The following is an 11546-nucleotide window of genomic DNA, read 5'->3' as shown; positions in this document are numbered from 1 at the left end:
TTATTAAAGCCTCCCTTTCAGGGAGGCTTTTTTATTGTCCATCATCACTTGGGTAGGGAAGAAGACTATGACCAATACGCTTTATCAGAAGCACATTATCTCGATTCCGGAACTGTCTCGTCAGGAACTGGAATTGATCGTAAAAACGGCCGGTCAGCTCAAATCTGAGCCAAATCCAACACTGATCAAAAACAAAGTGGTTGCCAGCTGTTTCTTTGAACCTTCAACTCGAACGCGTCTGTCATTTGAAACCGCCATCCAGCGCATTGGCGGCGATGTGATTGGCTTTGATAACGGTGGCAACACCTCACTGGCCAAGAAAGGTGAAACCCTGGCGGATTCCGTGCAGGTGATCTCCTCTTACGTGGATGCCTTTGTCATGCGCCACCCACAGGAAGGTGCGGCACGTCTGGCATCTGAATTCTCTAACGGAGTACCGGTGATCAACGCCGGCGACGGTGCCAACCAGCACCCGACACAGACGCTGTTGGATCTGTTTAGTATCGCTGAAACCCAAGGCCGCCTGGACGACCTGAACGTCGCTTTTGTCGGCGACCTGAAATATGGCCGTACCGTCCACTCGCTGACTCAGGCGCTGGCGAAATTCAACAATGTGCGCTTCTTCTTCATCGCACCAGATGCACTGGCGATGCCAGATTACATTTTGGAAGAATTGGATGAAGCCGGCATCGCTTACAGCCTGCACAACGATATCGAAAGCGTGGTCCCTGAGCTGGATATCCTGTACATGACACGGGTACAGAAAGAACGCTTTGACGAGTCGGAATACGCTCACATTAAGTCGGCTTACATCCTGACCGCCAAGACGCTCGAAGGTGCCCGTGAAAACCTCAAAGTGCTACACCCACTACCACGGGTGGATGAAATTACCACCGACGTCGACAAAACGCCGCACGCCTACTTCTTCCAGCAGGCAGAAAACGGCGTGTATGCCCGCGAAGCCTTGCTGGCACTGGTTCTGAATCAATCACTGTAATTGGAGGAAAATATCATGACAAAAGAGACACAATTGCAGGTAGAAGCGATTAAAAACGGCACCGTAATCGACCATATTCCGGCACAAATTGGCATCAAGGTGTTGAAACTGTTCAACATGCACAAATCTCAGCAGCGCGTCACGGTGGGCCTCAACCTGCCCTCTTCGGCACTGGGCCACAAAGATCTGCTGAAGATTGAAAATGTCTTTATCAGCGAAGAGCAGGCCAATAAGCTGGCCCTTTACGCGCCGCACGCGACCGTTAACCAGATAGAAGATTATCAGGTGGTTAAGAAGTTGGCGCTGGAGTTACCGCAGCGAGTCAACAACGTGTTCGCCTGTCCGAACAGCAACTGTATCTCCCACAACGAGCCGGTGGAAAGCAGTTTCAGCGTAATCGAAAAAGCGGACGATATTCGCCTCAAATGTAAGTACTGTGAGAAAGTCTTTTCACGCGAGGTGGTGACCGAACGATAGTCACCCATTAACTGCTCAATCCCTCGCCAGTCGGCGGGGGATTTTTACTTTACCCTTGGGTCGATTCACGGCACACTGCTTATCAATTTCCCATAAGCAAGATGGAACATAACAATGACAAAAGTACTACATACCGAATCTGCCCCTGCCGCTATTGGTCCTTACGTTCAGGGTGTTGACCTGGGCAACATGGTGCTGACATCCGGCCAGATCCCGGTCAACCCGGTAACCGGTGAAGTTTCAAGCGATATCGCTGAGCAGGCGCGTCAGTCGCTGGAAAATGTTAAAGCCGTGGTCGAAGCTTCAGGCCTGAGCGTGAGCGACATTGTTAAGCTGACTGTTTTTGTTAAAGATCTTAATGATTTTGCCACCGTAAACCAGGTATACGGCGAGTTCTTTGACGAACACCAGGTCGCACACTACCCAGCGCGTTCTTGCGTAGAAGTAGCGCGGTTGCCAAAAGATGTCGGCATCGAAATCGAAGCGATTGCGGTACGTAAATAATACCCGCCTACCGGTGACGGACAGAAGCAAAAAGGCGAGCATACTGCTCGCCTTTTTATTACCTGTCGGTATATCACCGTCAGACGCTATTGTTTTTTAGAAGCTATAGCTTTTAGCATCACCGGCGGCCAATGCAATCGCATCGCTGGCCTGGTTGATGGCAAATGTCTCGCCCTCAACAATGCCCTCTTCGGAATCATCGTTAGCACTACAGGTATAGCCTAAGGTGTAGCTTCCCGCAGCCAGGTGACCAAAGCCAAATTGATAGCTGCTGCCTTCGTCGCCGCTGATTTCCTGCACGTTGGCTGCCGCAATCGGAGCCACGCTACCAGTACCGGCAAAGGTGCCCATATCGGCCATCGCCACATCACCCGGATAGAGATATACCGCGTGAGCAAAACCGTTATTCGACGGCGTGTTCAATTCACAGTCGTTGAAGGTTGCAGGATCAACGCTACCCGTCAACTCGGCCGTGGTAACGCTATTGATTAATGACACGGACGTACGCTGAATGCTATAGCTGTCCGGTACGGTGGTGTCTTCCTTTAAGCCGCGGCGTAAATCGAAATCGAGCACAAAGTCATTGTTTTGCGCATTAACGGTAAAGGTTTTATTGAAGTAAAGTACTCCGGCATCAGGCAGTTCACCGACGCCTTGCGGGCATTTGCCATCCCCTTTCACCGTCAGCGGGTACTGACTTTGATTGACACTGTCTTGCACGTAAGAGGCACGATCCGGATGGTTACCATCGTGGGCAAACACACACAGCTTGTAATCACCAACCGGAATTTCCTGCTGTTCAACCAAAGGCTTCACCAACTGGCCCTGGTACTGCAGCAAGTCAACCCGCATCGCCAGTGGCTGTTCGCCTTCTGCCAGCGGAGCGCCATTATCATCGACGTAATTACCCTGCTCGTCTTTCTGATAGACATCAAACAGGATAGGCTTGCTGCCATCCAGCGGCAAAAACGCCACCTTACTGTAAGCCACTACTACTTTTTCCATCTCGTCGACCGGCGCATCGGTCACCGACAAGGTCACTGGCGTGGTCTTCGGCTGGTCATTTGAGCTGGAATCAAAACAACCGGTTAAAGCGGTCGCAATCAAACTGGCTGCTAGCGTGGGATAGAGATATTTCATTCTGTTGTCCTATATTGATTCAGTCCATTCACAACGCCAACATATTAGCAATACCAATAAATACATTAACTAACGCGCGGTTAGCGTTATGTCAGTAACAGGTTATTGCGACTGAACCAACCCGGTCATTTAAAACCTTTCTCCCGTTTAATCAGGTCGTAGGCATTCTGGATTTCCTGGGCCTTTTCTTTTGCCACATTCATCATCTCTTTAGGCAGGCCTTTCGCCATCAGCTTGTCCGGGTGGTGTTCGTTCATCAGCTTACGATAGGCCCGTTTGACCGTTTTACTGTCAGCCTGCTCACTCACCCCCAGCAGTTTATAGGCGTCAGCCAACTGACTGGCACTGGTTGCCTGTTGCCACTGTTGGCCCTGCTGACCTCCGCCCGCATGGCCAAACCCGCCTTGCTGGAAACGGAAGGCAGCTTCCTGCATGCGAAGCCGCTGTTCCAGTTGCGCAGCAGAAAAACCCAGCCCACTGGCAACCTGATGCAGCACTTCTCGCTCTTTCGGATGGATTTCACCATCCGCGAACGCTGCTGAGATTTGCAACTCAAGAAAAAACTGCAGCAAGTCAAACCGGCCACCGGTGGAGATTTTTACCCGCTGTAACACGTCCTGAAGAGGAAAGTCGGCGGTTTTTCCTTCTCGAAATGCATCCTGTGCTTCACGTCTGTGTTCACCGCGCAGGCCCATCCGATCCATCATCATGCTGGCCAGTTCAATCTCCTGGCGGGTCACTTGACCTTTGGCTTTTGCCAGGTGGCCCATCACGGCAAACGCCGCCTTGAACAGTTCATGCTGTTTTTCACTCTGGCTCGGCCCGGAGCCAAATGGGCCGCTTTTAAATCCCGCCTGGTTTAGACGACGCGCTTTATCAAATTGATGGCCAAGAAAAAGACCAAAAATGGCACCGACGGGACCACCAAACAAAAAGCCGAAAAAGGCCCCGAGAATTTTGCCGAAAATATGCATTATGTGCTCTCAATCTGTGAATTTTTTACTCATGCGGTGGTCTGATAGTGCTGGATGCGCCAATTTCCTTTATGATATGGGGCGTCATAATAACAATTGGACATCTGTTCGCCAGATCAGTCAGTTTCAACAGGATAGTAAAACTCAATGCCACTTTTTCCCCGCACCTTGTTGGCTGCATCCATAGGTGCCGCCTTATATGTGCCCCAGACCCTCGCCGAAGCTATGATCAACGATAGTGTGCAGGAACTGCCTGCTATAGATCAATGTTTAGTCGATGTTCCTGAGCAAGAAGATGCCACTCAACTGCCCATCAAGGTAGAAGCGGACTCTCTGGAAGCGATCAGCGGCGACAAGGCGACCTACAGTGGCAATGTCGTGGTCGTTCAGGGTAAAAAACGCATTCGCGCCGATAACGTTACGCTTCATCAGCAAGATAACATGGTCGTCGCCGAAGGTAACGTGCAGTTCAGTGACGGCGAGTTTCAAACCCAATCTGATCGCGCCACCAATGACCTCAACAAAGATCAAATAACGCTGGAAAACACCCAATACAAGTTCCTGTGCGAACCAGGACGAGGTGAAGCGGTTTACATTTCTAAAACCGGTAAAGCAGTCTACAAGATTGAAGACGGTAGCATTACCTCCTGTCCTGACGGTGATAACGCCTGGCGGATGAAAGCCTCCAGCATCGATGTCGATCAGGAAAAAGAGCAGGCGGTCTTTCACCACACTCGGTTTGAGATCCTGGATGTACCGGTCATGTATGTGCCCTATATCACCCTGCCGATTGGTGATACCCGTAAATCCGGTTTTCTCTATCCAACCATATCCTATGGATCCAGCGATGGTTTTAAAACTGAGATCCCGTATTACTGGAACCTGGCTCCAAATTACGATTTAACCACCACCTACCAGTACCTGCAGAATCGTGGCAACCAGTTTGATACGGATTTTCGTTACCTGACCCAACTGGGTGCGGGTAACTTTCGCAGTGAATACCTGATCGACGATAAAAAATATCCGGATCAAGGTGATCGCTGGGGCTTCCAGTATAAACACAGCGGGATCTACCAGCAGCAGTGGAAATTTGATATTGACTATTCTCAGGTCAGTGATATCCGCTACTTCAGTGACGTCCGATCCAACATTGGTAACCGTGAAGATGGCCAGCTGATCCAGAAAGGCTCAGCCATGTATCGCGCCAGTAACTGGGACACGTCGATCGTGGTAAAAGATTTCCAGGTATTGACTGAAGATGGCAACCAGCCCTATCAGCTGTTACCCCAGTTGAATTTCAACTATTACGCGCCAGCACTGCTACCTTACCTCGATTTCGATATGGTCAGCCATATCTCGCAATTTGAGACCGATGATCCCAAAAAGCCGAGTGCCACGCGAATTCATGTCGAACCTGGTTTGAAAGTGCCGCTATCAAGCACCTGGGGCAACTGGACTACTGAAGCTCGCCTGCTGGGCACCTACTACCAACAGGAAATAGACCATCTCAATCTGAGTTCTGATAATTTCAGTAACTATGACCTAAAGCCGGAAACCTACCGGGTCATTCCTGAATTCCGTTCGCATGCCGGACTGGTACTGGAACGGGATACCGTGGTGCTCGGTAACTATACCCAGACGCTGGAGCCGCAGATCCAGTACCTGTACGTACCAGAGCAGGATCAGAGTGATATTTACCTCTATGACACCACCTTGGTGCAGTATGATTATTACGGCCTGTTCCGTAGCCGCCGCTATAGTGGAGTGGATCGGATTGCTGCCGCCAATCAGTTCAGCTACGGTGCCAGTACCCGGCTGTTCGACGACGGTTTCAAAGAGCGCTTTAATCTGTCGTTTGGCCAGATTTTCTACCTCGATACCACCAACAAGTATCTGCGTAATCAGGATCGTCAGGTCAATTCCAATTTTTCCGCCTGGGCGGTTGAAATGGACTTCAATCTCAATGACAACGTGTTTTATCACGGTGGCGTGCAGTACGATCTGGATACCAGCTCAGTTCAGTCTGGCAACAGTACACTCGAATATCAGTTTGATGGTGGATTTATCCAAACCAATTACCGCTACGTGAGTAAAGAGTATATTCAGAATACGGTGGATTTTGATGTTAACACCATTACCCGCAACGGTATTTCTCAAGGTGGATTAATGGGTTCTTATCAGCTCAGTCGAAAATGGCATGCCAGCGCCCAGTACTTCTATGATTTCACCACCCGACGTGAACTGGAATGGGTGGCTAACCTGAATTATCTGTCCGATTGTTGGTACATCGGCTTTACCTACAGCAACCAGTTACGTCGCTGGGAAGGCGACTATATTAATACTGATAACGCCACGCCGATCTACGAGAACAACTTTAGCTTTAAGTTCGGCATTGTCGGCTTTGGCACGTCCATTGGCGCGGGCTCTGGGAATACGGGGATCGATAACGCCGACAACTCACTGGGTTATGGGCGACCATTTTTCTTAAACAACTAATATTTTCCGCCCGCCGATCAACTTAGCGGGCCGTTTCAAATAGGAATACACATGAGACTTTGGAAAGCTACCCTGATGGGAATTCTGGCCACTTGCTCAATTTCACTGGCTTCGGCCGCACCACAGCCGCTGGATAAGGTCGCGGTGATCGTCAATGGCGGTGTGATTTTGCAAAGTGATGTGGATACCGCGCTGATCACAGTGAAAGCCACCGCGAAAAAAAACGGCCAGGCCTTGCCCGATGATGATGTCCTTTACGATCAGGTGGTAGAGAAACTGATCCTGGACACTATCCAGGAGCAGGAAGCCGATCGAATCGGCGTTCGAGTCGATGATAACCGGCTGAATGACGCGATTGCCGATATTGCCAGAAACAACAATCAGACCGTTGAACAGCTGACGGCTTCACTCAGTGAAGAAGGTTTGACCTATCCGGAGTTCCGTGAACAGGTGCGTAAAGAGATCGCCGCCAGCGAAGCACGCAATGCCCTAGTGCGCCAGCGAGTGAATATCCTTCCCGCCGAAGTCGATAATCTGGCCGAAGCGTTAGCCCAGGAAACTAACGCCGAGGTGCAATACAAAATCGCTCACATTCAGCTGCGATTCAAAGATGGTGAAGATAAAAGCCAGCTAGAGCAACAAGCAAAAAAGTTGGTTGAGCAACTCAAAGATGGCGAAGACTTTGCCACTATGGCCTACACCTATTCTAAAGGGCCGAAAGCGCTACAGGGCGGTGATTGGGGCTGGATGCGCAAAGAAGAGATGCCGACCATCTTTGCCGACCAGATCAAACTGCAGAATAAGGGCAGCATCATCGGTCCGTTCCGCAGCGGGGTTGGTTTCCATATCCTGAAGATCGAAGACATCCAAGGGCTGGAAACTGTCGCCGTGACTGAAGTTAACGCGCGCCATATTCTGATCAAACCGACGGTGATTCTGAGCGATGAAGGCGCTCAGCAGCTACTCAATGGCTACATTGAACAAATAAAATCCGGAGAAGCGACTTTTGCCCAGCTGGCACAGCAATTTAGCCAGGATCAGGGCTCCGCGGCCCAGGACGGCGAACTGGGATATCAGACCCCGGATCTGTACGTACCAGAGTTCAAACATCAGCTTGAAGTACTGCCCATCGGTGAAATCAGCCAGCCGTTCAAAACCGCCCATGGCTGGCACATTGTCGAAGTGCTCGGCCGCCGGGAAGTAGACCGCACCGATTCTGCTTTGAAAAATAAAGCCTACCAAATTCTGTTTAACCGTAAATTTAATGATGAAGCAGGGGCCTGGATGCAGGAAATCCGCGCCAGTGCCTATGTAGAAAAGATTGAGGACAGTAACGATGGCAACTAAGCGAATCGTTGTCACCGCTGGCGAACCAGCCGGTATCGGACCGGATCTGGCCCTTTCGCTGGCCCAGCAGGACTGGCCACACCAAATCGTGGTATGCGCCGATAAAAACCTGTTGGCTGAGCGAGCCGAGCTACTGGGTCTGCCGGTCGAGTTGGTTGCTTACGACTCAGATTCCGCCCCTGAGCCCAGCCGCCAAGGCATGCTGTTTGTTGAACATATCCCATTAGCCGAGCCTTGTGTCGCAGGCCAGTTGGATGAACGCAACGGCCATTATGTACTGAGTACGCTGGAACGTGCGGCCTACGGCTGTATGGACGATGAATTCGATGCGGTGGTTACCGGGCCGGTGCATAAAGGCGTAATCAACCGAGCTGGCGTAGCGTTTAGCGGCCATACAGAGTTTTTTGCCGAAAAGTCCAGCACGCCACTGGTGGTGATGATGTTGGCGACCGAAGGACTGCGAGTCGCGCTGGTCACGACACACATTCCGCTGGCCTATGTATCAAAAGCCGTGACACCTGAGCGTCTGGAAAGTATTATCGCCATCCTGCACCGTGACCTGGTCGAAAAATTCGCCATTGAGCATCCGACCATTTACGTCTGTGGCCTCAATCCTCATGCTGGTGAAGACGGCTGTCTGGGCCGGGAAGAGATCGAAACCATCACCCCGACACTGGAAATGATTCGTCAGCGTGATGGCATCAATCTGGTTGGCCCTTTGCCTGCTGATACTATATTTAACGAAAAATACCTTCAGGATGCGGACGCCGTTTTAGGCATGTATCATGATCAGGTATTACCGGTACTGAAATACAAAGGCTTTGGCCGTTCGGTAAACATCACTTTAGGTTTGCCCTTTATTCGTACCTCAGTCGACCATGGTACCGCACTGGAGTTAGCGGGCACCGGCACTGCCGATACAGGAAGTTTCACTACAGCGCTGCGCCATGCGATCGAACTTGCTGAAAAAAGAACCAATTAAACTGAGAACACTATGAGAAATGATGTCCACTTAGGACACAAAGCGCGTAAACGTTTTGGTCAGAACTTTCTAAACGATCCGTATATTATCGATGGCATTGTTTCGGCCATTAACCCTAAGCCGGGGCAGAATCTGGTCGAGATCGGTCCGGGCCTGGGGGCGATCACTGAACCGGTCGGTAAAGAAGTGGATAAGTTTACCGTCATCGAACTGGACCGCGACCTGGCTGAGCGCCTGCGTAATCATCCGGATCTGGGCGACAAGCTGACCATCCATGAAGGGGATGCGATGCGCTTCGACTTCAGCCAACTGGTCAAGCCCAACAACAAATTGCGCATTTTCGGCAACCTGCCGTATAACATTTCCACCCCGCTGATGTTCCACCTGTTTGAATTTCATGGTGAAATCCAGGATATGCACTTTATGCTGCAAAAAGAGGTGGTAAATCGTCTGGCAGCCGGTCCCGGTAGTAAGGCTTACGGGCGCTTAACCGTGATGGCACAATACTACTGTAAAGTGATTCCGGTTCTGGAAGTGCCACCAACGGCATTTGTACCGCCGCCGAAAGTTGATTCCGCCGTGGTCCGTTTAGTACCTTATGAGCAACTGCCCTACCCTGCCACCAGCTTAAAATGGCTGGACAGGGTTTGTCGCGACGGATTTAACCAGCGCCGTAAAACGGTCAGAAACTGCTATAAATCCCTGATGGACGTCGAAGTACTCGAACAGCTAGGCGTCAATCCGGCGATGCGGCCGGAAAACCTGACCCTGGAACAGTTTGTGGCAATGGCCAACTGGCTGGACGCCAATCACTGATGGAACAACAGGTAAGGGCACTGCCCTTACCTCTACTTGAGCAAAGGAGTCGCTATGCCCATCTCTCAGCCCTGTATTAAAATTCAAGTCCAGACCAAGTACGTTCCTGAACAGTCCTCTCCTGAGCAAAAACGCTATATCTTCGCTTACATCATTACTATCAAAAACCTTAGCCAACAGAAAGTGCAGCTGCTCAGCCGTCGCTGGCTGATCACCGATGCTAACGGCCGCCAGGTTACGGTGGAAGGTGATGGTGTGGTTGGTCAACAGCCGGAGATCGAAGCCAACGATGACTATACCTATACCAGCGGTACCGCACTGGATACCCCGGTCGGAGTGATGCAAGGCCATTACGTCATGATCGATGAGGCCGGTTCAGAGTTTCACGCCGAAATCGAGCCGTTTCGTCTGGCAGTGCCGAATATGCTCAATTAACCGCATTCTTGAATAATTGATAGCGACGAAAATAGGAAACTAGCTTGGCCACATACCTGGTTGGAGATATTCAGGGCTGCCTGGATGAACTGCAGTTACTGCTGAAACGGGTCGAATTCGATCCCAGTCACGATCAGCTCTGGATTGCCGGCGATTTGGTAGCCCGTGGGCCTAAATCACTGCAAACCCTACGCTTTATCAAATCCCTCGGCGACAACGCCCACGTTGTACTGGGCAATCATGACCTGCATTTGCTGGCGGTATCGCTCGGCATCCATAAGGTCAAAGCCAAAGACAAAACCGCAGCGATATTTGCAGCCGAAGACAAACAATCGCTGCTGGATTGGTTGCGTCAGCAGCCGCTGCTCGCAGAACATGACGACTTTGTACTGTGCCACGCCGGTATCTCCCCGATTTGGAAACTAAAACAGGCCAGAGCGGCAGCAAGGGAAGTGGAACAAGTATTACGCAGTGACCGCTGGCAGTGGCTGATACGCCACATGTACAGTAACAGCCCGGATCAGTGGCACAATGACTTAGACGGGATCGCCCGCTATCGCTATATCATCAATGCCTTCACCCGAATGCGATTTTGTCACCCGGACGGCAGACTGGACATGCTCTGCAAACTTCCTCCCGCCGAAGTGAACCCAAAGCTGCTGACCCCCTGGTTTAGCTGTCCGGTTCGCCAGACATTGAAGAAGACGGTCGTGTTCGGCCATTGGGCCGCCTTAGATGGTTACCAGGACAAGGATGTGATCGGTCTGGATACCGGCTGTGTCTGGGGCGGAACCATGACCATGTTACGCTGGGAAGATAGGCGTTACTTTGTTCAGCCCGCCCTGACAGCAGAGGAATGATTTAACCAGCGACTCGCTGTAACACCACAAACTGCATATCGTGGGCATTTCGTTCATCGGCAGCGTAATGCTCTCGGTGGGTCTCTTGCCAGCCGTCGCCCCAATCGGGAAAGCAGGTATCACCGTCAACCTGTAAGTCAATAAAGGTCAGATACAGTTTGTCAGCCAACTCCAGGCAACTCTGATAGATAGAACCGCCGCCGATCACCATCACTTCATCCACTTCACCGGCCGCTTGCAGCGCCTCTTCGAACGATGTCACTGTGGTCACCCCGTCGATCTGCAGGTCAGCATCCCGGCTGATGACAATATTAGTGCGTCCGGGTAGCGGGCGCCCAATCGACTGATAAGTTTTCCGCCCCATCACTACCGGCTTACCCAGCGTACAACGTTTAAACCAGGCAAAATCTGCCGGTAAGTGCCATGGCATCTGATTGTCTTTGCCAATAACCCGATCGTTCGCCATTGCGGCTATCATACTGATGATCATTTCCATTTCCTGTTCACTGACGTTGTCA

Annotated in this window: 12 protein-coding genes; 9 read left to right on the top strand and 3 right to left on the bottom strand. The window is 51.1% G+C overall.

The features are described from left to right. The first annotated feature begins 67 nt into the window (after positions 1-67). The 3 genes from pyrB to ACQY6F_RS05775 all read left to right on the top strand — a co-directional run bounded on the left by pyrB (position 68) and on the right by ACQY6F_RS05775 (position 1978). Entirely contained in the window at positions 68-997 is a 930-nt protein-coding gene (gene pyrB / locus ACQY6F_RS05785; protein ID WP_428772879.1) for an aspartate carbamoyltransferase, read from the top strand. Between the two features lie 15 nt (positions 998-1012). Continuing rightward, entirely contained in the window at positions 1013-1474 is a 462-nt protein-coding gene (gene pyrI, locus ACQY6F_RS05780; protein ID WP_428772878.1) for an aspartate carbamoyltransferase regulatory subunit, read from the top strand. A gap of 114 nt (positions 1475-1588) precedes the next feature. Next, positions 1589-1978 (top strand): RidA family protein, encoded by a 390-nt coding sequence (locus ACQY6F_RS05775; protein WP_428772876.1) that lies wholly within the window; start codon positions 1589-1591, stop codon positions 1976-1978. 96 nt (positions 1979-2074) lie between these two features. Here ACQY6F_RS05775 and ACQY6F_RS05770 read toward each other — a convergent pair whose 3' ends face one another. Both ACQY6F_RS05770 and djlA read right to left on the bottom strand, forming a co-directional pair. After that, positions 2075-3118 (bottom strand): DUF4382 domain-containing protein, encoded by a 1044-nt coding sequence (locus ACQY6F_RS05770; protein ID WP_428772874.1) that lies wholly within the window; start codon positions 3116-3118, stop codon positions 2075-2077. A 125-nt stretch (positions 3119-3243) separates the two neighbouring features. Beyond that, the gene (djlA, locus tag ACQY6F_RS05765; RefSeq protein WP_428772873.1) at positions 3244-4092 is read right to left on the bottom strand and encodes a co-chaperone DjlA; all 849 of its coding nucleotides are present in this window, start codon (positions 4090-4092) and stop codon (positions 3244-3246) included. Between the two features lie 147 nt (positions 4093-4239). On the opposite strand from djlA, the gene lptD reads away from it, so the two are divergent. The 6 genes from lptD to apaH are packed head-to-tail and all read left to right on the top strand — an operon-like array spanning position 4240 to position 11028. After that, on the top strand, positions 4240-6588 hold the full coding sequence (gene lptD, locus ACQY6F_RS05760; RefSeq protein WP_428772871.1) for an LPS assembly protein LptD: 2349 nt from the start codon (positions 4240-4242) through the stop codon (positions 6586-6588). A gap of 51 nt (positions 6589-6639) precedes the next feature. Further along, the gene (gene surA, locus ACQY6F_RS05755) at positions 6640-7935 is read left to right on the top strand and encodes a peptidylprolyl isomerase SurA (protein ID WP_428772870.1); all 1296 of its coding nucleotides are present in this window, start codon (positions 6640-6642) and stop codon (positions 7933-7935) included. Further along, entirely contained in the window at positions 7925-8917 is a 993-nt protein-coding gene (gene pdxA, locus ACQY6F_RS05750; RefSeq protein WP_428772868.1) for a 4-hydroxythreonine-4-phosphate dehydrogenase PdxA, read from the top strand. Before surA ends, pdxA begins: the two co-directional genes overlap by 11 nt. A 12-nt stretch (positions 8918-8929) precedes the next feature. Then, positions 8930-9733, top strand: a complete 804-nt coding sequence (gene rsmA, locus ACQY6F_RS05745; protein WP_428772867.1) for a 16S rRNA (adenine(1518)-N(6)/adenine(1519)-N(6))-dimethyltransferase RsmA — start codon at positions 8930-8932, stop codon at positions 9731-9733. A 54-nt stretch (positions 9734-9787) separates the two neighbouring features. Further along, entirely contained in the window at positions 9788-10168 is a 381-nt protein-coding gene (gene apaG / locus ACQY6F_RS05740; RefSeq protein WP_428772866.1) for a Co2+/Mg2+ efflux protein ApaG, read from the top strand. Positions 10169-10212: 44 nt separating this feature from the next. Beyond that, on the top strand, positions 10213-11028 hold the full coding sequence (apaH, locus tag ACQY6F_RS05735; RefSeq protein ID WP_428772864.1) for a bis(5'-nucleosyl)-tetraphosphatase (symmetrical) ApaH: 816 nt from the start codon (positions 10213-10215) through the stop codon (positions 11026-11028). A 1-nt stretch (position 11029) separates the two neighbouring features. On the opposite strand, the gene folA is transcribed toward apaH, so the two are convergent. Next, the gene (gene folA, locus ACQY6F_RS05730; RefSeq protein ID WP_428772863.1) at positions 11030-11518 is read right to left on the bottom strand and encodes a type 3 dihydrofolate reductase; all 489 of its coding nucleotides are present in this window, start codon (positions 11516-11518) and stop codon (positions 11030-11032) included. Positions 11519-11546: the final 28 nt, after the last annotated feature.

It is taken from the genome of Vibrio sp. (assembly GCF_050299255.1).
Classification (GTDB): Bacteria; Pseudomonadota; Gammaproteobacteria; order Enterobacterales; family Vibrionaceae; genus Vibrio.
This window is presented reverse-complemented; position numbering and strand designations above follow the sequence as displayed.